The sequence below is a fragment of the Streptococcus taoyuanensis genome (assembly GCF_029589235.1).
Classification (GTDB): Bacteria; Bacillota; Bacilli; order Lactobacillales; family Streptococcaceae; genus Streptococcus; species Streptococcus taoyuanensis.
This window is the reverse complement of record NZ_JARQVW010000005.1, coordinates 1-23635: the sequence shown is the minus strand read 5'-3', so window position 1 is coordinate 23635 and position 23635 is coordinate 1. Positions and strand designations below refer to the sequence as shown.

Here is a 23635-nt window from a genome sequence, read left to right as displayed (position 1 = left end):
AAAGGAGGACCTATGAGTATTACTTTAACCTATCCTATTAGGGAAACACATGAAAATCTAGCTCTCAAAAAAGATCAAACAGTCGTTGCTTATTATCGTATTCCAAACACTCCCATCACGATTACAGATGATGAAAAAAAGGGTAAACACAAAATTACGGTTGCTCAAATGATGAAGAAGCTCCAGAAAAACAAGTTCTTTGAAATATCTCTGATCCCTAAAGACTATCTCTTAGAAGAGAAAATGCGGGACTTTTCAGACGCTCTAGCAGATGACAGTCGTGAACTAGGAGAAGAACTACTTCTTTACACGGTAGATCGCCTAACAGATGAAATGGAGATCCCTTATCAGTTTGACTGGGTCGTGGGAGTGACCTTACGCAAACAAAATCATGGAGCTACCGTCAAAGACTTGGCTTATGAGAGCTTTAATGAGTTCACCGAAAAAATAGCTAAGGGCCTTGGCTATGAATATGAATTAAGTCCCACATGGTATGAAGACTATAAAAGTGATGAATTTACCATTTTCCAAGCCTTCTCCGTCCTTCGGGCAAAACGTTTATCTAATGAAGAACTCTTTTATTATCAGCGAATGCAGTACCTCCGCTATATCCCTCACTACAAGAAAGAGGTGCTAGCTAATCGTGCTCAATTCAATATCACGGATACCTTGATCAAAGTTCTAAAAGGTGGCTTCCTCAAGCTAGAAAGCCCTTATGGATCTTCTTTTGTAACTATTCTTCCGGTTGGTAAATTTCCTGTTCAATTCAATGGTTTTCACTTGGGAGAATTTATCCAACGCTTGAACTTTCCCGTTGAGCTACGAATCAAAGCAGAATTCATTGATACTGGTAAAATCAAGGGTCGAATGGGACGTTCGAATACACGTTACAGAAACATTATGGAAGAGGCAGAAAATACCGATACTGTCCAACAAGACGAGATCATCATGGGTTCCATCTCCCTAAAAGACTTAATGAAGAAAGTCGGAAACAAGGAAGATATCATCGAATACGGAGCCTATCTTATCGTCTCTGCTTCTAGCGTGAACCAACTCCGACAAAGACGACAAGTGGTTTTAAACTACTTTGACGATATGGGGGTTGAAATTAGTGAAGCCTCTCAAGACGGACCTTATCTCTTTCAAGCGTTGCTCTATGGAGAAAACCTCCAAAAGAAAACTCGCACCTGGACACATATGGTCACAGCTCGTGGATTTTCAGAACTCATGCCCTTCACCAATACCTCTTCTGGGAACCGTATTGGTTGGTATATCGGCCGAGTAGATAACTGGACAGGGCGTTGGTACAATATTGAGAAAGCTATTGATTCTTCAAAGAACATTGTCCTCTATAATGCGACAGTAGGAAATAAAGAAGATATCGCTGGAAAGATTACTAAGAACCCGCATATCATCATCACGGGTGCAACAGGTCAAGGAAAATCTTTCCTTGCTCAGATCATCTTTTTAAGTGTGGCTTTACAGAATGTCAAGACACTTTATATTGACCCTAAACGTGAACTTAGAAATCACTACCAAGAAGTGATCAACTCACCTGAATTTGCACGTCTCTATCCTGAACGCAAGAAACAGATAGAGAACTTTAACTTTGTGACACTAGATAGCTCACTTCCATCAAACCACGGAGTCTTAGATCCGATTGTTGTTCTAGATAAAGAACAAGCTGTAGAGGTCGCAAAAAACATGCTTGAGTTTTTACTACAAGCTGTAGATGATGTCACAATGGACCAGAAAACAGCTATCACAGAAGCTATTAATGCAATTGTAGAAAAACGAGTCGCTGGCGAGGAGGTCGGATTTAAACACGTCCTAAAAGTTCTGAGAGACTCTACTTCCTCTGAAATTGCGTCGGTTGGTCGCTATCTGACCTCAATTGTCACGAACTCTATCTTGGAACTAGCCTTTTCAGATGGAACCACTCAAGGACTTAACTACGAGTCACGAGTGACCATCCTAGAGGTCAATAACCTCAAACTACCAAAGGACGATTCCACAAAAATTTCAGATCATGAACGCAATTCTATTGCCCTCATGTTTGCGCTGGGTGCCTTCTGTACCCACTTTGGAGAACGAAATGAAAATGAAGATACCATTGAGTTCTTTGATGAAGCATGGATTCTTATGAAGTCCGCAGAAGGAAAAGCCGTTATCAAAAATATGCGTCGGATTGGACGCTCCAAAAATAATACCTTGGCTCTGATCACTCAGTCTGTACATGATGCAGAAAATGACGATGATACCACTGGATTCGGAACCATCTTTGCTTTTTATGAAAAGTCTGAGCGAGAAGATATCTTAAAACACGTCAATCACGAAGTCACTGAAAGCAATCTCGAATGGATTGACAATATGATCTCTGGTCAATGCCTATACTATGACGTCTATGGCAATCTCAATATGATTTCCGTACACAACATCTTTGAAGATATTGATATGCTTCTAAAACCAATGAAAGCTACAGTATCATCAAGCCTTGAAAATAAATACGCTAGTTAGGAGGTGAATCCATGCAAGAAGCTTTTGACAAACTAAGGGGAGTCGATATCTTCTCTCTCAAGTCCTATATGGAACCAACTGGGTTCGCTTCCTTTAACGGAGCTTGGGTACTGATTAATGAGCTTTTCGTCAACTTCTTCTTTTTCATTCTAAACGCAGTGGTGGGCTTCTTTTCTTTGCTGATTCGAATTCTTGAAAAGATTGATCTCTACTCCAACTATAAGAACTATGTGTTTAATGGAGCGATGAATATCTGGAAAGGATTTATCGGTTCAAGTTCTGGTGGAGTCGCAAAACAATCACTCGTTTCGATGTTGCTTCTAATCCTAGCTTTCTATCTCTTTTACCAGTTTTTCTTTTCAAAAGGAGCTTTTTCAAGAACTCTCCTTCATGTCTTTCTGGTCCTCATCCTTGGCTTTGGTTATTTTGGAACAATCGCTGGAACATCAGGTGGTCTATATCTACTTGATACTATCAACCATGTCTCTCAAGATGTCACTAAAAATATCACGAATATCAAGGTGGAGTATGGAAATAATAAATCCATTAAAATTGGTGATTCCATGGCAGATAGCTATATTGCAGAAACCTCTTATAAAGCCTATGTTTTTGTCAATACAGGTCAAGAAAATGGGAAATACAAGAACAGCCAAGATGGGAAACAAGAGACTTTTGACGATAGTAAGGTATTAGGAACAGGCGATAAGAATGGAAACTTTAAAGCAGTTAAATCGAAAGATCGCAATAAATATCTAGATGAACTAGGCAATGGAGCCAACGATGATGGTGAAAAGAACCGTTGGGTTTCAGCTATGCCAGATTTCATCTTTACTCGTATGTTTTACGTCATCTTCAAAATCTGTGAAGCCTTTGTATTAGCTATACCCGTCATCTTGATTCAGATGTTAAACGTCATTGCTCAGACACTCGTCCTGATGATGATCCTGCTCTTTCCAATTGTGCTACTAATGTCCTTTGTACCAAGAATGCAAGATTTGATTTTTGGAGTTCTGAAAGTCATGTTTGGTGGGCTGCTTTTCCCAGCCATCACAAGTCTATTAACTCTTTTAGTCTTCTACATTGAAAAAATGATCGAAAACATTGTCATTACAGGTTTTGATGGCATCCTTAAAACTCTTCCATCCTTGATCATCTTTGGCCTTGTCTTTAAACTACTCATCTCAGTTGTCTCAAAAGGACTTGTATATTTCCTTCTATGGAAATACAAAGCTGAACTGATTCAATTCATTCTTGGATCTAAAGCACGAATGGTTGCGAATGATATTGGAAACAAAGTTGAAAAAGGAGTCACAAAGACCAGAGAGGTGGCTTCACAAGTACCATCTAGAAGCCTTTCATCTGCTCAACACCTTGGAAACTTTGCCTTAGCAGGTGCTGGTTTTGGAGCTGGGATGATGATGAATGCCAAGAGTCACTTCCAAAATGTTGGTTCTTTCTTTACCAATAAGGAATCAGAGCACCAACCTGATGAAGTGCTCCCAACAGAAACACTTGAGACTCCAATAAGTCCAGATACTCCAGAACCAAACATTCCAAAAACAAAGGCAATGCTAGAAGGGGTTAAACCAGTTGAAGAAAAAACACCAACTCCTTCAATGGAATCTCCAATCACGGTGGAGCCAACACCAAGTTCAAGTGAGGAATTCCAAACTCTTAAAGAAGAATGGATTTCTCCATTTAAACAACTCCGCATTAATAGTATTGAGCGCAAATTAGAGGAATATAAAGATCCTCAAGCCATGTACAAAGCTCAAGGATCGAATGCCTTCACTCGTGCTTATAGGAAAACCATGACACGAGATGATAAATTGAGAGCCAATATTGAACGAAGAGACCGATTAACAGAACGCTTAAAACAACTTAGAGGAGAATGATATGAATACCAAGATACGCTCAAGAACTGCTTTTCCAAGAGTTCTTGAAGAAACTCTTTATCAAGCTTACCAAGAAGGAAAACGCTCAGTCGATTTCCTTCTTTTGTTTCCAGTCTCAGAACAAGAAAGAGACCAAATCATCCTACAAACCAAGTCCTATTCAGTCGTTTTAGATGCAAAATGGCGTTTTGGGACTGTTTTGTTCACTGCTTATATAAGACATTAACTAGAAAGGAGATTCGATGAAAAAACTAAAATGGTTTCTATTAGCTGGTCTCATTCCTCTCTTTCTACCGATCCTCATTATCATTATCCTTATGGGAGCTGTCGGAGGTGGTGGAACGAATGGCTCACCCCAATCCCAAAATGGAGTGACTTATGCGGATCACTGGTCAGATGGAGATCCCTATACTCATAACTTACTTGTTCATCGCTTCGGTATCACGGCAGAGCAATTAGACGGCTTTTTAGATACGTTAGGAATCTCCTATGATAAGAACCGAATTAATGGGAAAAAACTCCTCGAATGGGAAGCTAAATCTAATCTTGATGTCCGTGGAATCGTTGCGATCGCACTGAATGAAAGCTCCCTTGGAACTGCTGGAGTAGCCACTAATCCTGGAGCCAATATGTTTGGTTTTGGAGCCTATGACTCCAATCCAGAATATGCCAATAACTTTAATGATGAGATTGCTGTTGTCGGACTCACTCAACAAACCATCATTGGGAATAAAAACCAAACTTTTAAAATCCAAGATGATAAGGCTAAAAAGTTTGCGAATGGAACACTCAATCCAGCAACTGATGGTGGAGTCTATTTCACGGATACTACTGGATCAGGAAAAAGACGTGCTGAAACCATGCAAAAACTGGATGCATTCATTGATGAACATGGAGGAACACCAAAAGCTCCTGAACAAACTACAGGAAAAACTAGAGATGGTGGAGGGGTAACTTCAAATGATATACCTGTAGGTTATAGTTTGACAACAGCTATTGATACCACTGGATATATCACTAGTACCTATCCTTGGGGACAATGTACCTGGTATGTCTTCAACCGTGGAAAACAAGTCGGAGTCAACTTTGATCCATTTATGGGAAATGGTGGTCAATGGATGAATAAGCCAGGTTTCACAACAACCCATACACCAACAGAACACTCTGCTCTATCATTTAGCCCTGGACAAGCTGGAGCTGATCCAATATACGGACATATTTCATTTGTGGAGCAAGTCAAATCAGACGGTTCAATTCTCGTCTCAGAATGTAATGTTAAAGGATTAGGGATCATTAGTTACCGCACATTTGATGCGGAAACCGCAAAACAATTTACCTATGTAATAGGACATTAGAAAGGAATAGATATAGATGATTCAAATTGTAGATAAAAATGATTTAATGGAATTGATTGGATATTCTGAAACACAAGCTAGTAAATTAATACGAAAAGCTAAGAGCCAGCTTGTACAAGAAGGATTTGAATGGTATAAGAACAAACGCATTGGACGTGTACCAATTATCACAGTTGAATCCATTCTTGGTTTTCAAATACAATTAAAAAATGATATAATTGAGGGGAACCTTCAAAACGCTGTCATGACTGAAGGAGAAAAATAGCATGGCGGTAATTAAACAGGATGATGGACTGTGGCTAGTTGATATTAGTGATGGTAAAAGTTCCTTAACTGGCAAACGTACACGACATCGTAAATCTAATTTTTTAACAAAAAAAGAAGCAGAGGAATATGCGGCTTATTACCGTATCCATAAGTTAAATCAGATACAGAATACACAAAAACTTACCATTTCCTCTCTTTATGTAATGTTAAAAGAAGAAGATGAGCTTCGTGGAAATAAAAAAGGTACAGTAGATACCCAGAACTCATACTATACCCAATATGTATCGCGATTCTTTGAATACGCTGATATGTCTTCAGTTACCATTCAAGATGTAAAAAAATATCGAGATTGGCTAATTGAACAGCCAAGTGTAAAAGGTGGGACACTTACACCAATGCATATTAACCAACAAATGATTTTTGTTCATAAGTTGTTTGATATTGCTATTTCGAAAGGATATAGACAGGATAATCCATGTGATGCCATTCGGAAACTTCCAGAAAAGCATAAAGAAATGTCTTATTATACTCCTGAACAATTCAAGGAGTTTGAATCTTATTTTGAAGAAAGTGAGTATCCTTTTAAACTTCTGTATCGTGTACTCATGTTTACGGGAATTCGTATGGGGGAGGCACTTGCCTTAACTTGGAGAGATGTTTTTCTTGACGAGGGATATATTAAGATCCGTAAGTCAGCCTATTATCGCAATGGGAAAATACATATTGGATCTGTAAAGACGACTCAATCAAATAGAGAAATCTATATCCATAAAGCTTTTGTGGATGAGTTGAAAACCTGGAAGTCAGTACAAAGTCAGAGACTGTCTAAGCTAACTGATTCAACAGATGATTTGCAGATTTTCCAATTTTCAGGAGAGCCTATGACTGCTCCGAATGTCTCTAACTTTAGAGTAGCATTCAAGAAACGATTGCCAGAAGACTTCAAATTGATTCGAAACCATGATTTTAGGCATTCACATGTAGCCTTTTTGATAAATCAGGGATTGAGGAGAGGAGAAGGAAAGGATTATATCTTTTTCACTCTGATGAAACGACTAGGACATAGTTCTATCAATACAACAATAAATATCTACTCACATTTGTTCCCATCACAACAAAAAGAAGTCGCTAACGCATTTGACGATTTTTAAAAAAAAATGGGCAGAAGTGGGCAGTAAAAATTAAGCAACAGGGTCTAAACCCTTGATACGAAAGGAATCTAGAAAATTTTATGATGAATATGCAGAATATGATGAAGCAAGCTCAAAAATTGCAAAAGCAAATGGAGCAAAGCCAAGCGGAATTAGCCGCAACTCAATTTGTAGGGAAATCTGCTCAGGATTTGGTTGTTGCAACTCTTACAGGTGATAAGAAGGTTGTTTCCATTGATTTCAATGCTGCAGTGGTCGACCCAGAAGATACAGAAACGCTTTCTGATATGACGGTGCAAGCCATCAATGCTGCCATTGAAGAAATTGATGCTGCAACCAAGAAAAAACTCGGTGCTTTCGCAGGGAAATTACCATTTTAAGCTAAGGAAGTTTTCATTAACTCAAAAGAGGCTCAGTTTTGAGCCTTTTTTCAGATTGAAGACAAAGTCATATTAAAAACTTTCCTTGGGTGAGTACGGACGTCAGCGAACTTCTTCGAAGTTCCAAGACTAATTATTGAGCCTAAGGTCTCAATAATTCCGAGTGCCTGAAACGTTATTGTTTCAGGCACTTTTCTCACGGCGGAAAGTTTTAGTATTTTCTTTCTTTGAAACACTAACGATATATTTTTAGGTTTATGTCAGCAATTTTATTCTTTTCTTAGTTCAATGACTTGATCGTATCGACTTTCATTATCAATATGGTGAGCGATTTCTAACACCATCATCGGTAGTGAGAAAATCAAGTCTCGAACCATCTGGCTATTTTCTGCGTCAAGAGCTGCAGTTACCTCATCTGCTAATAAAATATCCTTTTTACGAAGTAGGAAGCGGGCTAGTTCAATCCGGACTCGTTGTCCGCCTGAAATATTTTCTCCGTTATTAGTGATTACAAAATCAAGTCCATCAGTGAGTTCATGGTCGAGTTTGACCTGTCTCAAAGCAGTCTCCAATTCTTGATCTGAAAACTCTTGTCCCAAACTGAGATTGTAGCGAATAGTATCATTAAAGAGGAAAGGATGCTGGCTGATAATGCCTACCTGACGAACAAAGTGACTTGTTTTAACTCCATCCCTTGTCCGACAAGTAATCGTTCCGGCATCCGGCTTTTCTTCTCCTGTGATCATTCGGAAGAGGGTTGATTTCCCACAGCCACTTGGCCCTTTGATGAGGACTTTTTCGCCTTGTCGAATGGCTAGATTAAGATCGCGAATAATCTCTCTACCATTATAAGATTTACTTAAATGAGAAATTTCTAGTTCTTCTACTTGAGAGATCGAATGATTGTCCGATTTACTATCATCTGCTCGATTCAAGATTCCGAAAATCTTTTCTGCCGTTGTTTTGGCTCCTTGTACTTCAACCACATCATACATGATATTTTGGATAGGCCCTACCAGTTGACCAGCAGCAATATACATAGCAACCAGGCTAGCCACTGAAACATGATGACCCTGCATAGCAAGGAAGAACCCTAATACCAAGGGGAGTACTTGGCTCAGAAAGACCATAAAACCATTACAAAAGAAAACAATATTATGGGTAAAAGCAAACCTTTGAATAGCTCGTTGATAACGAAGATTGATATTCCAGACGCGCTGAGAATTTTCAGGCAAGGCTTGATTCATCCGCAAGGTCTGAGCTCCTCGAATACTATCAGAGATTTGGTTATGAACAGCTGTTCTTCCCTGAGACATTTCATCCCCTGAATTCTTTAGCTTATTATTCATCAAGAATTGTGGAATGGGACGTAAGATTGTGAAGAAAACAAAGATAGAACCCAATAAAACATTTTGGGCAATGATATAGATCGCCGTAATCAGTGCTCCAAATCCCCAACATGAAATAGACATATAGCGTTCAAAAAAGTTATCTCCTAGAAATTCCATATCCTGTGTCAGCATGGTAATCTTTTCATCTTCACTATATTCCCTGTCTTCCATTAACTTCTGAAAAAGGGCCGTTCGGATATTCATGTGAATTTCACGTCTAAAGACATTATTTGCATGATTACAAAATAACATTAGACTATACAAAGCGAAATAGACAGAAAAACCAAAGAGAGCAAATTTCCAAATAGAGGAATAGGTAAGGTTATTTTGATCTATCGATAGTGCTTTGGCAACAACCAAAGGTTGACCTAATGCGAGACCCCCATTTGCCAGTGCTCCAATAATGGTTAGGTATTTTGTTTTTTTATCAAGATATTTAAAGATATGAATCATAAATCTCTCCTAGAAAATAGAACCCTATGATTGAGAAATATCAGATGTAATCATTAAATCTTATTACATATTATTCTTTGTGATATATTTTACATGCTCATTATACATCTAAGAATAAGTCTGGTCAATGAATATTTAAAAAATTAGAAATGATTAAATCTTTAATAACTAATATTTTAAGTTAAGCCTTTGAAAAAGCTCTACTTGTCTGTTGGATGAAAATTTACTTTAGTCAATCTTTACAGAAATGAAATAAAAAGAACCCCCAAAGAAAGATATGAAAACATCTAACTCTAGGAGTACTGCTCAGTTTTGAGCCTTTTTTTATTCATCAAAAAATCCGGATAAGTCCAAGCCTCCGAAGGGGTTGGTGGAGAAGTTCTCTTGCTCTTCAAGGAGGGTGCGGCCTTGATCAAATTCGAGGAATTGTTCGTAGACAAGGGCTGTCATGCGGGCGTCTTCTAAGCTATCGTGTGATTTTCCTGCAACTCCCAAAAATTCTGCAACGGTGTGGAGTTGGAGATTTTTAATGCCGTGGAGGTCAGATGGACGACGTTCGAAAGCCTCGTCAAAGACATCGACAGCGTACTGGTCTTCTAGATCCAAGCCATTTTCAAGTAGGGTGGGTAGGTCGCTCTTTTGGGCATTGTATCCGATCAAGGGCCGGTCTCCTACAAAGGCCTTGAATTCGTTGAGGACCTGTTCGAGTTGTGGGGCATTTTGGATCTTGTCCTGGGTAATGCCAGTCAGGCCGTTAATAAAGCTTTTTAGGGGCTTATCGGTGTAAACGTAGGAGTCGTAGTGATCGACTTCTTTACCGTTCGTAAAACGTACGGCAGACACCTGGATGATCTGATAGGCGCCTTCGTATTGGTTAAATTCGAGATCAAAGGCGATATAATCTTCTAATGCTTTCATGGGAAATCTCCTGTGGTAGAAAAGAAAAGGGACTGGTAGGATCCAGCCCCGGATTATCGACGGAAAACGCGTGCCCAGAAACCTTTGCTTTCTTGCTCTTGAACTTTTTCGTTGGCTTGTTCGAGTTCAAGTTTCAAGGTATCGCGGTCGTTCATTGCTTGTAAAGTCAATTGTTGTTGTTGGTCCAATTGCTTGTCTTTTTCAGCAATTTGAACGTCTTTCACGCGCAACTGTTCATCTTTCTTAGCGAGTTGCTCGTCTTTGGCTTTGAGTTGCTCGTAGAGACGGACGATTTCAGCATTTTTTTCATCTACCAAAATTTCCATCAATTCGCGTTGCTTCACATCATCGCTGACTGGCTCATCTTCAAAAATAGTTTTTTTGTAGATTTCTTCGAGCTTAATCAAGCCACTACGGGTTACAACGGTAACCCCTTTTTCGTTTTTTTGGGTATCTTCTGGAGCCAGCGCCTTGACACGGTTATTGACCGCCTGGCGGCTGACTCCTAAAATTTCAGCAATTTCGCTGACAGTTTTTTCAATCGCCATAACTTCCTCTAATATCTTTTTCTATGAAATACTCTATTAGATAGTAACATAAGTAGGCTAAGCTGTCAAATGAAGCAAAGAAAGGCTAAGCCTTGATACCACGATTAGTGGACCTCTGTCATTTCAGGAAGATGGAGGCTTGATTGTGCTAAGTCAATGGTGAGTTGGTAATCGGTTTGATCACGCACAGTGATTTCAAAGTCCGTTGTGTAAAGGACCAGGCGAAGGGTCGCTCCTTTTTCGAGCTTGTAGATGGTTGGTTGGAGATCAAAGTCAAATTCCATCCACTCGCCTGGCGTCACGTCCTCAACCTCTAAGAGATCATGACGATTTTGGAGGTTGAGATAACCTTTCGAAATGACTCGTTGGCCCGCTTCCTTAAATGGCAACTCGGTCAAGTTGTCTAGCATATGGTAGCGACCGTTATCCAGTGTACGGACCGATAAGACTGCAGGATAGGGTTGGAGGTATTTCTTGCTTCCAAGCTCTAAGAGTTGGGCTGAGAGAAGGCCTTTATTGGTGCTGGAGTGAAGTCGTAGGTGAAGGCGAGCTTTCCCGTTGAGGTGCAGGTCTTCTTCGATTGGAAGATCGATGGTTACCTGTTGGGCCTTGTCTTGGTAGAGATCGCTTAAGAAGGTCGGATAAGCCTTGCCATAGCGCTCGTAATCTTTTGTCTCGTAGCGGTTTTGGATGACTTTTTCACCGTCTCCCAGCGAGAAGGTCCGCTGACTTGTTTGATTGCCAAAATCATCCAAGGAAGTCCAACTTTGTTCTCCTGTATTGTCCTGCCAAATGACAGTAGGCAATTCATAGCTTGAATCGTAGCCCAGCAATTTTTTAGAGAGAAGGGCATTCATGCTCTCACGGAAGTCAATGGACTGCCAGTTGTTGAGGTAGACATGGGCACCATTGTGGTAGAAGAGGTGTTTCTTGATGCTTGCTGGAAGGGCTTGGAACATGTTAAAGACGTGAAGCGGTTTGACGTTCCAGTCTTGGGAGCCATGGGTAAAGACCACCTCTGCTTGGACTCGATCAGCATGTAGGAGATAATTGCGATCGTGCCAGAATTGATTGTAGTCTCCGGAAGCGCGGTCCAGCTCTTTTTTGACGCGATCAAGATCGGCTTGGTGGGCCGCATTGTGGTGTAAATAATCCCCACCTAAAAGGTTGCGTGAATAGGTCAATTCGGCAAGGGAATCAAAATCTTCACCTGGATAGCCGCCAGGACTTGTCACGAGACCATTTTCGCGGTAGTAGTTGTACCAAGAAGAGATCCCAGCCTCTGCTATGATGACTTCTAGACCGTCCACACCTGTGGTCGCAAGGCCGTTAGACATGGTTCCAAGGTAAGAGATCCCGGTGGTTGCGACCTTTCCATTAGACCAATCAGCTTTGACTTGGCGTTTGCGTGTGTGATCTGTAAAGGCCCGGCAACGGCCATTGAGCCAGTCGATAACGTTCTTGTAGGCTTCGATTTGTTGGTAATTTCCATTGGTCATCAAGCCTTGCGAATCTTTTGTCCCCACTCCAGATACGTAGAGATTAGCGTAGCCGCGTGGAAGGAGGTAGTCGTTGAGGGTATAGCTGGAATTGATATGGGTGAGAGTTTCTTCAGCTTCATCGACTAGCTCAGCTGAACCGACAGGATCCACCAATTCTAATTGAGGTACTTCTACTTGAATGGTATGAGGTTCTTTGACCTCGAGGTCGACATTCATATTGTAGAGGGCCTTGTCGCTGGCCTTATCGTTGGTCCCTTGGTGATAAGGACTTGCGGTCATAACAGCTGGAATCTTGCCTTCATAGCGAGGACGGATAATGCTGACCTTGACCAAGTCTGGCAGACCATCTTTGTCGGTATCGACCCGACTTTCCACATAGACGACCTCGCGGATGGCATCATGGCTCGTAAAGGTTGCGAGGCTCTTGCCGTTAAAATAGTGATACTGGTTATCTTCAGGAATCAAGCCATCGCTGACCAACTGATCGATGAGTAAATTTCCTTTTACTGTTCGAGTATTGAGAAGGTGATAGAGGTTTTCTACCAAGTTTCCATACTCAATCGGAAATTGGACTTCTTTCAAGAAGCTATCCGTATCTTCAAAATCAATAAAATAGCGGAAACCGAGTAATTGGAGGGCTACTGTGTAAAAAATGTTCGGAGACCATTCGCAGTCAGATTGGATATACGTTAAAAAGTCTGTTTTAGAATCCACCACTAGGTTAGAGAGGGGATAATCTGTATCTTTATAGGTGAAGTAAACCTTGCGGACAAACCATTCAAACAGTTCTTTTTCTGGGAGGTGGGTGGGAAGGTCAAACCCAATTTCTTTTAGTTCCTTAAGAATGTCTTTTTGGTCAACAGATAGATAGCTATATTGATTGTATTTCATAGACTGCTCCTTTTATCAGTTTCTTTTTTCTTTACTTCTTATATTATACTTGATAAAATAGTATTTGTCTAAAGACCTTTCGTCTATAAGGAGAAGGAATATTGAAAAAAATATCTTTTGAACAAGTTGCAAGAAGACGGACCTTATTGTTTGGGGTTCTTGCCGTCATTTTTGGGATTCTCATTTTTCGAAACGGCGTTGGTTTCACCAAATTTTCCTTGGATCTATTAGCCATTTACTTTTTAGTTGATGGACTAGGAAGCTTTCTTCTTCGCTTTTTGTTACGTAGCAAGTCTATTTCCTATAGCCACTCTATTTGGTTTATTTTTCTTTCACTTGCGTTGATCTGGTTGAATCGACTGAGTAGTCTGCCCGTAAACTTAGTTGTGATTTGTTTAGGGGCATATCAGTTGGGGAGTGCCATTGTCTATGGGATCACATTTTGGCTTTATAAGGCCAATCGGGTAAAAGGAGGCTGGCTCTATTTATGGGATGCGCTTTTAAACGGTGGGCTTGGTCTAGCAACTGTCTTGGAACCTGGTTCAGATGGGCACTTCCAATTTATCCTCTTGGGGGCTTATCTGGTCTTGTTGGGGATTTCTAATATTCGAGATGGTATTTTATTTGACAAAGACCAACAAGGCCAAGAGTTAAAACGTCGCTTTCGTATTAGCCTACCGGTTATCTTTGCAGCCTTTATCCCTGCTAAGGAGTTAAAACGGTTTAACCAGTTTCTTCAAAAAGGGAGCTCGGCGGGACACACAGGCCCTTATCGATTGGTGAAAAAAGAAGAAGAGGCAAGGGAATTAGAAATTTTGGTTCATACTTCTGACAGCAACTTATTTGGAGCGATTGGGCATGTAGATATTTGTTATCAGGGGAAGGTCATTTCTTACGGAAGTTACGATCCCTTTTCAGAGCGTCTATTTGGGACGATTGGGGATGGCGTACTGTTTAAAGTGGATAAGGAACCATACATCGAACTATGTAAAAAAGAGAGTCAAAAGACGCTGTTTGGCTACAGCCTATCCCTTACCGAAGAAGAGAATCAGGCAGTAGAGAAGCGTCTAGCTGAAATTGATCAGTTGTTAGAACCTTGGGATCCACCTAGGAGGTTACTGGAAGACGGTCAGCCGACCTACGCTTACAAATTGAAATATGATTTAGGGGCTGAGCTATATAAATTTACTTCTTCGCGTTTTAAATCTTACTTTGTTCTGTCTACTAATTGCTGCCTGTTAGCAGATTCCATTGTGGGACAGGCAGGAACGGCTGTATTAGATGTGCGTGGAGTGATTGCACCAGGGACCTATCAGGATTACTTAGAATACGAATTTGAAGCTCCAAACGGGCGGGTCCATACACGAACAGTATACTAAAAAAAGAAAGACAGATTTTTATTTTTGAAAAATCTGTCTTTTTTGCACAAGATTTCTTGTAAAAAGCCAGAAAATCTTTTACAATAAAAAGTGCTTGGAGGAAAGTATGACAGCAAATCAGATCGTAAGAGTGATCCCAGTCTTGAAAGTGAATAACCGAAATGTCAATCAACGCTTTTATGAAGAGACATTGGGAATGAAAGTATTAGTGGAAGAAGGAGCTCTCCTATCTTTAGGAGATGCCTCAAAAGTAGAGAAAATTGTCTTAGAAGAGTCACCGAGTATGCGTTCGCGTAAGGTCGAAGGTCCAAAGAAATTGGGTCGCATCGTGGTGAAAGTGGCACAAGCTCAAGAAATTGATTATTTGTTGGCCCGCCAGCCAGAAACAAGCGCCCTTTACCAAGGAGCTAATGGTCGCGCCTTTGAAGTTGTGTCTCCTCAAGGAGATACCATTTTCGTGCATGCTGAAGAAAATCTTGAAAGCCTAGAACCGTTGGAGAAAGCGCCTCTTGTTGACGTGCCAGAAGATTTCAAAGGTTTGACCAGCTTTGATGTGGACTTTCTTGAGGTCAATGTGGCCGATTTTGCTGAGGCTGAGAAGTTCTATAGCAACTTGCCAGCTTTGGCCCACTTTATCCATTTGCAGGAAGCTCAAGGAGAAGATCTCCAAGTGGAGAACAAGGTGACTTGGGATTTGAGCATGATCAAGGTCGAATTGGCATCTTTTGATGTGGAAGTCGTGAAAGAACGCTTGGGAGAAACTGTCGATTTTGTGCACCGTAAGGGAACTTTCTTGATTGCCAAAGATCCAAGTCAGATTGAACTCTGGTTTGAAGCCAATCAAGATCAGGTCCATATTTCTTATGAAGAATAAGAATGGAGTGATGAGCGTGAATGCAATCATCGAAAAAATTACCGAACAAATCCAAGAAGGCATCTATCCAGGTGCCTCTCTTGCGCTTTACCGCAAGGGTCAGTGGAGTGAGCACTATCTGGGACTAGCGGATCCTGAAAAAGGAGAGTCAGTAGTGGCTGACCTGGTCTATGATTTGGCCAGTGTCAGTAAGGTCGTCGGAGTCGCTACCATCTGTGCTTTTTTGTATGCGAAAGGGGAGCTTCCGCTCGATCGTCCCTTTAAAGAGTTTTACCCGCGTTTTGCTCATGAGAAGACGACCATCCGGGAACTCTTGACCCATACTTCTGGGCTGGATCCTTTTATCCCCAACCGGGATCAATTGGATGCGAGACAGTTGAAAACAGCTCTTGAAAATTTGCAGTTGAAAGAAGACAAGAGTTTTCATTACACCGACGTCAATTTTCTTCTGCTGGGCTTTTGGTTAGAAGACAGGTTTCACCAGCCCTTGGATCGTTTATTTGAAGAGCTGATCTTTACACCTTGGAAGATGACAGAGACACGGTTTGGACCGGTCGAAAAGGCGGTGCCAACGGTCCGTGGCCTTGCTTCTGGAAGTGTTCATGATCCCAAAGCGAGAGTATTGGGCTGTCATGCGGGAAGTGCTGGACTTTTTTCAACTGTTGCTGATCTAGAGCGCTTCTTAGAGCATTATCTGAAGGATGATTTTGCGCGTGACTTGTCTCAGAATTTTGCGCGTGAAGAGGGCAAGACCCGCGCTCTCGGATGGAATCTAGAGGGTGACTGGTTGGATCATACGGGCTATACTGGAACCTTCATCATGTACAATCGAAAGAGGCAGGAAGCTGTGATCTTTTTGTCTAACCGGACCTATGAGAAGGACGAACGGGCCCAATGGATCTTAGACCGCAACTCTTTGATGGACTTGATCAAACAAGAATGTGAAAAATAGAAATGGATGGCTGGGATGACGGATCCCGGCCTTTTCTTGTCTGTCCATAAGAAGGAGCTCTTCTGGGTGATTCATTTTTGGACTCCGTCTTAGGTTGGATTTCCTTCAAAAGCATCGCTTTTTTGGCTGATTTATATTAAAATAGTAATGACCTTAGTAGAGCGAGATGAATATGCATAAAGAGATAGGCGTCGGAAAGGCGCATAGTAAAATTATCTTAATTGGAGAGCATGCGGTGGTTTATGGTTATCCGGCTATTGCCCTGCCACTCCATCATATCGAAGTGATCTGCCAGATCATCCCGGCAGACAGTCCATGGATTTTGTTTGAAGATGACACATTGTCCATGGCGGTTTTTGCGTCTCTTGAGCACCTCGGGATTCGTGAGGCCCGGATTCGCTGTCGGATTCAGTCTATGGTACCGGAAAAACGGGGGATGGGGTCCTCTGCGGCGGTCAGTATCGCAGCTATTCGTGCAGTTTTTGACTATTATCAAGAGGAGCTGGACGATGAGACCTTAGAAATCCTGGTCAATCGAGCAGAAACCATTGCCCATATGAATCCAAGCGGTCTGGATGCCAAGACTTGTCTGAGCGATCAAGCCATTAAATTCATCCGGAATGTCGGCTTTTACCCGCTGGAGCTGGGTATAAAAGCGAGTTTGGTGATTGCGGATACGGGGATTCACGGCAATACCCGTGAGGCGATTCAAAAGGTTGAAGCCAAAGGGCAGGAAGTTTTATCCCATTTCCATGAGATTGGTCAGTTGACCCAGCAGGTGGAAGAGGCTCTGAAAGAAAAAGATCTCATTGGCCTTGGGCAGGCTCTTACAGCTTGTCATGACCACTTGAGAGCCGTTGGTGTCAGCTGTAAAGAAGCAGATCACCTGGTCGCCGTTGCCCTTGAAAATGGGGCCTTAGGGGCTAAAATGAGTGGGGGCGGTCTTGGAGGCTGTGTGATTGCCCTCGTCAAGGATTCTCGTGAAGCAGAAACCATTGCCCATGCATTAGAAAAAGAAGGAGCGCACCATACATGGATCGAAAACCTGTAAAGGCTAAGTCCTATGCCAATATCGCGATTATCAAATACTGGGGAAAAGAAGATGCCAAACAGATGGTCCCTTCGACCAGTTCGATTTCGTTGACCTTAGAGAATATGTATACAGAGACCAGTCTCTCTCCCTTGCCAGCAGATGCGACTGCGCATGAATTTTACATCGATGGGGAATTCCAAAATCCAGCTGAGCAAGCCAAAATTGGAGCTGTGATTGATGGCTTGAAGCCAGCAGATGAAGCAGGATTTGTTCGGGTGGATACCAGCAACAACATGCCAACCGCCGCAGGCTTGTCCTCTAGCTCGAGCGGGCTCTCTGCTCTCGTCAAGGCTTGTAATCGGTACTATGATTTGGGCTTGACCCAGGAGGAATTAGCTCAAAAAGCCAAGTTTGCTTCGGGCTCTTCTTCGCGGTCTTTCTTTGGCCCTTTAGCAGCCTGGGACAAAGAAAGTGGAGAAATTTATAAGGTCCAAACAGACCTAAAACTCGCGATGATCATGCTGGTCCTCAATGACAAGCAAAAGCCTGTTTCCAGCCGCGAAGGGATGAAACGCTGCATGGAGACTTCGACTAATTTCAAAGAATGGATCGAAGAGTCTCGACAAGATTATAAGGACATGCTGGGCTATCTAGTTGCCAATGATTTTGAACAGGTCGGTCAGTTGACAGAGCGCAATGCCCTTGCTATGCATGCGACGACTAGAACAGCCACTCCAGCCTTTAGCTACTTGACAGAAGAAAGCCACAAAGCTATGGACTTTGTCCGTGAGCTTCGCGCTGCAGGCCATGCTTGTTACTTCACCATGGATGCAGGGCCAAATGTTAAAGTCCTCTGTTTAGAAGAAGACTTGGATCAGCTGGTGCCTTTATTTGACGCCCGCTATCGGACCATCGTATCTAAGACAAAGGACCCTCAAGATGAAGACTAAGTATCAGGTACAGACTGGAGGCAAGCTCTATTTAGCTGGAGAATACGCGGTGCTAACGCCTGGTTATGGAGCTGTGATTCAGTTTATCCCTATTTATCTGTCAGCTATCATCCAAGAAGCAACAGCCTACCAGCTAGCCTCAGACCTTTTTGGTTACAAGGTAGATTTGACCCCAAATAAGGACTACGCCTTGATTCAAGAGACTATTCAGCTTATGGAAGAGTGGCTGAAAGATCAGGGGATAGCCCCTAAACCCTTTGATCTTCACCTTAGAGGGACACTGGGCGAAGAGGGGAAAAAGTATGGGATTGGTTCCAGCGGAAGTGTGGTCTTGCTCGTGATCAAGGCCATGGCTGCTCTGTATGAGTTAGACTTAAATCCAGATCTACTCTTTCGACTAGCAGCAGTGGTCTTGGTGCAAAGAGGGGACAATGGTTCCATGGGCGATTTGGCTTGTATCGCCTTCGAGGACTTGATTTATTACCAATCCTTTGATCGGGCTTGGTTGCAGGAAGTCTTGACTTCTCAGCCCCTTTCACAAGTTTTAGACCTGGATTGGGACTACCAGATCTGCTCGATCCAGCCAGCCATCTCTTATGATTTTCTGGTTGGTTGGACCAAGGAACCAGCGATTTCAAGTGATTTGATCCGACAGGTCAAGGGAGCGATCAAAGAAGATTTTCTTCAGGAGAGCCAGAGTGCAGTGAAGAATCTTGAAAAAGGCCTCCGTGAAGGGAACCAAAAGGAAACTGAGACCAGTATCAAACGTGCCGATAAGAACCTAAAGTCTTTGAACCCTTTGATCTATACCCCAGCTCTAAAAGAGCTGCAAGAAGCGACAGAGGGGCTTTCTGCCTGTGCCAAATCCAGTGGTGCTGGAGGAGGCGACTGTGGAATCGCCCTTAGTTTTGACCCAGTTGAGACTCAGACCTTGATAGACCGCTGGAAGGAAAAGAATATTGAAGTCATTTACCAAGAAAGGATGGGAGATTCGTGAGCGAAAATCGAAAAGACCAGCATATTCGCTATGCCTTGGAGCAAAGCTCCTCCTATAATAGCTTTGATGAGATCGAGCTGATTCACCGATCCCTCCCCCTTGTGGATCTAGCAGAGATTGATCTAACAACCCATTTCGCAGGGCGTGATTGGGAGGTCCCTTTTTATATCAATGCCATGACAGGCGGGAGTAAACGGGCCAAAGAGATCAATCAAAAGTTAGCAGCAGTAGCCGAAGCCTGTGGGATTCTCTTTGTGACTGGCTCTTACAGTGCAGGGCTGAAGGATCCGAACGATCAATCGTATGCGGTCAAAAAAGACCATTCTCATCTTCTTTTAGCAACCAACATTGGCATCGATAAAGAGCCAGATTTGGGCTTGCGGACAGTGGAAGAGCTACACCCCCTCTTTCTTCAAGTCCATGTGAATCTGATGCAAGAGTTGCTCATGCCCGAAGGGGAGCGGATTTTCCACACTTGGAAAGACCATCTCAAGAGCTATGGGCAGGGCTTTCCAGTACCTGTAGTCCTGAAGGAAGTTGGCTTTGGTATGGATCCCAAAACAGTTCAGGCAGCGCTAGATGCTGGGATCAAAACCGTCGATATTTCTGGTCGTGGTGGCACTAGTTTTGCCTATATTGAGAATCGTCGTGGTGGCAATCGCGCTTATCTGGATGATTGGGGACAGTCAACGGCGCAGTGTCTCATACAGTTACAGGATCAGATGGATCAGATTGAGATCCTCGCAAGTGGGGGCATCCGTCATCCCCTTGATATGGTCAAGGCCTTAGTCCTTGGAGCGCGTGGCGTAGGACTTTCCCGTGTTTTTCTTGAGATGGTAGAGACTAAGAGCATTGAAGAAGTAATCGTCCTTGTCCAAGGATGGAAAGAAGACCTAAGATTGCTCCTTTGTGCGCTCGGTTGTCAGAACCTGAAAGAGCTCCGTGAAGTCGACTATCTCCTCTATGGAAAATTGTGGCAAGCGAATCAACAGAGAAAATGAAAAGAGAGTGGGACAGAAATCGGTAATTCATTAGAATTCGATTTCGCTGTCCCACCTCCGCACAGTTGAGTAGGGCTGTAAAAGCTGATGAAATCAGCGTAGTAGAGCCCACTCAACCACTGCGTCTTGCTCGACAATCCAAAAATAATTGAGAGGCTAGGACTTTTGTCCCAGCCTCTTGATGTTTGATAGAATAACTGTAAAATGCAGTGGTTGGTTGCTCAAAGCACTGCTAAGAGGTGACCGATTGCACTTGCGAGCAAGTTTGCTAAGTCTTAGTTTATTTTTTATGCTCCAAAGATGACCGATGGTGATGAAAAAAATGTTTCCTTTATCTGCAACCTTCAACAGTCTCCCAGACTATTGGAGCTATATGGAGGAGAAAAGTGAAAAGGTTTTGGAAACCTTTTTTATTTTACGGAGTTCTTCCCCACTTCTTCTTTTTTTGTGACGGTTATATCATCAAAATTCTGATAGTTTACGAATCGTTTACGGTTGATGGAATCGCTTGCAAAATAGGCTTGTAAAAGAGTATACTAAATAAGGAAAAACATTTTTAAAAGGAGTTTAGGATGAAGAAGCACTATTTTCGATCAGCTGTAGCAGCCTTGCTTCCGCTTTTGTTGATTGCTCAACCTGTTGAGGCTTGTACAGGGTTCATCATCGGGAAGAAACTGACTGCCGATGGTTCGACCTTGGTAGGGCGTACCGAAGATTTAGAACCCAACCATAATAAAAATTTTGTGGTCAGAGAGCGTGTCTACAATAAAAAAGGAGCCATTTTTGAAGATGCTGCCAACGGTTTTCAATATCCCTTGCCAGAGATTAGCTATAAGTATACAGCGGTTCCAGATGTCACCCCTGATCAGGGAATTTTTGACGAAGCAGGATTCAATGAATATGGGGTTTCCATTTCTGCCACTGTATCTGCTTCAGCAAATGATAAGATCCAAAAAGTGGATCCCTATGTTAAGGATGGCCTCGCAGAATCGGGCTTGACCAGTATCGTTCTCCCTAGTGTGAAAACCGCAAGAGAAGGGGTTGAACTCATTGCTAAAATCGTCGAAGAAAAAGGCGCTGCAGAAGGAAATATTGTGACCATTGCCGATAAAGAAGGCGTCTGGTATATGGAAATCCTATCTGGCCATCAATATGCAGCGATTCTCTTCCCAGAGGATCGATTTGCGGTCTTTCCAAATACCTTCTTCTTAGGGCATGTCGATCAATCGGATACCGAACGCACGATCGCTTCAAAAGATCTTGAAAAAGTCGCCAAAGAAGCCAATAGCTATAAGGAAGTGGACGGAAAATTCCACGTTTCTCAATCCTATAATCCGCCTTTGCAAGAAGCAGATCGCTCTCGGGTTTGGTCGGGAATCAAATCGCTAGACCCAAGCTCTCCTGTTAAATATGACGATGCGTCCTTTGACCTTCTTCATACAACCGATCGAAAATTAACCCTCCGCGATGCTATGAATCTCCAACGCAATCGTTTGGAAGGAACCAAATATAAACCACAGGATCAAATGGAGTTGGATGGAAAAGGCATTCCGAAAAAAGGGGAGTTTGATGCGGTTTATAAATATCCTATTTCCAATCCAAATGTCATGGAGGCCCATATTTTCCAACTGAAAGATGATGTCCCAGCGAGTGCAGGTGGAGGCACCATGTGGCTGTCAATGGGTAGTCCACGAAATGCTCCATACTTACCGTACTATGGCAATATTCTCAACACCTATCAAGCCTACCAAGAATTAGGGGATCATTACAATGATCGCTCTTGGTATTGGACCATTTCAAGAATCAATGACCTTGTGGCCAAGTATCCAGATTTATTCGAAGATGGGGCGATTCGTACTGAAATGGAACGGTTGGAGTCTCAGTGGATGGTCGAACAAGATCTGAGTGATCAGGAACAAATTGCTCTTGCTTCTCAGCCTGAAGAAGCTAGTAAGAAGGCAACAGAGGAAAGCTTAGCAAGAGCTGAGAAGACCTTCGAACGCTTGCAAGAAATCAGAAAAGAAGCAGAACAAAAGGTGGCAGATGAACACGGAAAAAGTGCCCTGCAAGATCTAGATGACGAAGAAGATGCTGCTTATGAAGAGAAGATTGATCTCGTTGATTTTGACTATGATTACATTCTAGCAGCAGGCTTGTTCGGGGCAACCCTTCTAGCGATTGTGATCTACCTGATTCGCTCAAAGAAACAAAAGGGAGGAAAACAAGATGACTAAAATTCAAAGAGCCTCTATCTATCTTTTTCTACTGTTTGCAGGAATTGGCTTGGAGTTTGAACTCGGTCATCTTTCTCAACAAGAATTTAGCCAGTCTGCAGGCAGAGACTTAGTCTTAAACTTGTCTGTCTTAGCTGCTATTATTATCCCGCTTTATCTCTTTTCAAAACGATTGGCCAAGCAGTTGTCTGTCCCAACTTATGTCTTATGGATTGCCATGTTTGGAGGAGCCTTCGTAGCAGGCTGGTTGAGCTTTTCAGGCAATAGCTTGATTGATATTATAAATAGCCATGTGATCAAGGATGCCACTGTCTTTAACAAGTGGACCGATGCCTTGACGGCCCCATTTTCAGAGGAATTCTTTAAGGCTCTAGTTGCCTTTTGGGTTGTCTTGATGGTTGGCAAGAAAGATCTAAAAGCGATTCTAATTGCAGGCTTGGGCTCTGGCTTTGGTTTTCAAATCATTGAGGATTTAGGATACGTTGCCCGCCAAACCAAAACCAGCCAATTAGCCGCTGTCACTGAGGCCATCAACCGGATCTCTGGTGGATTAGCTTCACATGCCCTCTATACAGCTGTTGTATCAGTTGGTGTCTTCCTTTTGTTGTCTCAAGTGACCCAGCAAAAGGAAAAACTCTTTGGGCTCTGGTGTGTTCTCTCGACAGTAGCCAATCACTTCTTATGGAACTCTCCGTTTTATGAAACAGACCATCGGATTAATCTTCTCGTCGGACTGCTCTTTGCCGTCCAAGTAGGGACCTTTATCGAGGTGGTGCTCTATACCAAGAAACATCCCGAGTTGCCATTTTTAAAACAATAAGAAAAATTTTTCAAACACAAAAGAGAGTGGGACAGAAATCGGTAATTCGTTAGAATTCGATTTCGTCGTCCCACCTCCGCACAGTTGAGTAGGGCTGTAAAAGCTGATGAAATCAGCGTAGTAGAGC

Annotated in this window: 20 protein-coding genes; 16 read left to right on the top strand and 4 right to left on the bottom strand. The window is 42.4% G+C overall.

What is annotated here, in order from left to right; all coding sequences use genetic code 11:
* Positions 1-12 precede the first annotated feature (12 nt).
* The 7 genes from P5Y91_RS04865 (at position 13) to P5Y91_RS04835 (ending at position 7565) form a co-directional block, all read left to right on the top strand.
* Positions 13-2517 carry an ATP-binding protein gene (locus P5Y91_RS04865; protein WP_277839076.1) on the top strand — a complete coding sequence of 835 codons (2505 nt, stop codon included), beginning with the start codon at positions 13-15 and terminating at the stop codon, positions 2515-2517.
* 11 nt (positions 2518-2528) lie between these two features.
* The gene (locus P5Y91_RS04860) at positions 2529-4412 is read left to right on the top strand and encodes a phage tail family protein (RefSeq protein ID WP_277839075.1); all 1884 of its coding nucleotides are present in this window, start codon (positions 2529-2531) and stop codon (positions 4410-4412) included.
* Position 4413: 1 nt separating this feature from the next.
* On the top strand, positions 4414-4638 hold the full coding sequence (locus P5Y91_RS04855) for a hypothetical protein (protein WP_006149326.1): 225 nt from the start codon (positions 4414-4416) through the stop codon (positions 4636-4638).
* Between the two features lie 16 nt (positions 4639-4654).
* Complete coding sequence (locus P5Y91_RS04850; protein ID WP_277839072.1) at positions 4655-5767, top strand: CHAP domain-containing protein; 1113 nt, start codon at positions 4655-4657, stop codon at positions 5765-5767.
* 16 nt (positions 5768-5783) lie between these two features.
* On the top strand, positions 5784-6032 hold the full coding sequence (locus P5Y91_RS04845; RefSeq protein ID WP_277839070.1) for a DUF3173 family protein: 249 nt from the start codon (positions 5784-5786) through the stop codon (positions 6030-6032).
* Between the two features lies 1 nt (position 6033).
* Positions 6034-7185 (top strand): site-specific integrase, encoded by a 1152-nt coding sequence (locus P5Y91_RS04840; RefSeq protein ID WP_277839069.1) that lies wholly within the window; start codon positions 6034-6036, stop codon positions 7183-7185.
* Between the two features lie 80 nt (positions 7186-7265).
* Positions 7266-7565 carry a YbaB/EbfC family nucleoid-associated protein gene (locus P5Y91_RS04835; protein WP_003005613.1) on the top strand — a complete coding sequence of 100 codons (300 nt, stop codon included), beginning with the start codon at positions 7266-7268 and terminating at the stop codon, positions 7563-7565.
* A 269-nt stretch (positions 7566-7834) separates the two neighbouring features.
* Here P5Y91_RS04835 and P5Y91_RS04830 read toward each other — a convergent pair whose 3' ends face one another.
* The 4 genes from P5Y91_RS04830 to P5Y91_RS04815 form a co-directional block, all read right to left on the bottom strand.
* Complete coding sequence (locus P5Y91_RS04830) at positions 7835-9409, bottom strand: ATP-binding cassette domain-containing protein (protein WP_031576325.1); 1575 nt, start codon at positions 9407-9409, stop codon at positions 7835-7837.
* A 324-nt stretch (positions 9410-9733) separates the two neighbouring features.
* Positions 9734-10327, bottom strand: coding sequence for a 3'-5' exonuclease (locus P5Y91_RS04825; protein WP_049518168.1), 594 nt, complete (start codon positions 10325-10327; stop codon positions 9734-9736).
* Positions 10328-10380: 53 nt separating this feature from the next.
* A complete protein-coding gene (locus P5Y91_RS04820; RefSeq protein ID WP_003008835.1) occupies positions 10381-10875 on the bottom strand; it encodes a DUF536 domain-containing protein in 495 nt (164 codons plus the stop codon).
* A 104-nt stretch (positions 10876-10979) separates the two neighbouring features.
* Positions 10980-13268, bottom strand: coding sequence for a Xaa-Pro dipeptidyl-peptidase (locus P5Y91_RS04815; protein WP_049498560.1), 2289 nt, complete (start codon positions 13266-13268; stop codon positions 10980-10982).
* Positions 13269-13369: 101 nt separating this feature from the next.
* On the opposite strand from P5Y91_RS04815, the gene P5Y91_RS04810 reads away from it, so the two are divergent.
* The 9 genes from P5Y91_RS04810 to P5Y91_RS04770 all read left to right on the top strand — a co-directional run bounded on the left by P5Y91_RS04810 (position 13370) and on the right by P5Y91_RS04770 (position 23508).
* Complete coding sequence (locus P5Y91_RS04810) at positions 13370-14647, top strand: HdeD family acid-resistance protein (RefSeq protein ID WP_023919173.1); 1278 nt, start codon at positions 13370-13372, stop codon at positions 14645-14647.
* A 106-nt stretch (positions 14648-14753) separates the two neighbouring features.
* Entirely contained in the window at positions 14754-15521 is a 768-nt protein-coding gene (locus tag P5Y91_RS04805; protein WP_024055030.1) for a CppA N-terminal domain-containing protein, read from the top strand.
* A 10-nt stretch (positions 15522-15531) separates the two neighbouring features.
* The gene (locus P5Y91_RS04800) at positions 15532-16473 is read left to right on the top strand and encodes a serine hydrolase domain-containing protein (RefSeq protein ID WP_037613944.1); all 942 of its coding nucleotides are present in this window, start codon (positions 15532-15534) and stop codon (positions 16471-16473) included.
* Between the two features lie 172 nt (positions 16474-16645).
* A complete protein-coding gene (gene mvk / locus P5Y91_RS04795; protein ID WP_277839128.1) occupies positions 16646-17524 on the top strand; it encodes a mevalonate kinase in 879 nt (292 codons plus the stop codon).
* Positions 17506-18456 (top strand): diphosphomevalonate decarboxylase, encoded by a 951-nt coding sequence (mvaD, locus tag P5Y91_RS04790; protein ID WP_277839067.1) that lies wholly within the window; start codon positions 17506-17508, stop codon positions 18454-18456. Before mvk ends, mvaD begins: the two co-directional genes overlap by 19 nt.
* Positions 18446-19453 carry a phosphomevalonate kinase gene (locus P5Y91_RS04785; protein WP_125826620.1) on the top strand — a complete coding sequence of 336 codons (1008 nt, stop codon included), beginning with the start codon at positions 18446-18448 and terminating at the stop codon, positions 19451-19453. The genes mvaD and P5Y91_RS04785 overlap by 11 nt, the downstream gene beginning before the upstream one ends.
* Entirely contained in the window at positions 19450-20454 is a 1005-nt protein-coding gene (gene fni, locus P5Y91_RS04780; protein ID WP_277839066.1) for a type 2 isopentenyl-diphosphate Delta-isomerase, read from the top strand. The genes P5Y91_RS04785 and fni overlap by 4 nt, the downstream gene beginning before the upstream one ends.
* A 572-nt stretch (positions 20455-21026) precedes the next feature.
* A complete protein-coding gene (locus tag P5Y91_RS04775) occupies positions 21027-22688 on the top strand; it encodes a C69 family dipeptidase (RefSeq protein ID WP_155167279.1) in 1662 nt (553 codons plus the stop codon).
* The gene (locus tag P5Y91_RS04770; protein ID WP_155167281.1) at positions 22681-23508 is read left to right on the top strand and encodes a PrsW family glutamic-type intramembrane protease; all 828 of its coding nucleotides are present in this window, start codon (positions 22681-22683) and stop codon (positions 23506-23508) included. Before P5Y91_RS04775 ends, P5Y91_RS04770 begins: the two co-directional genes overlap by 8 nt.
* Positions 23509-23635 lie beyond the last annotated feature (127 nt).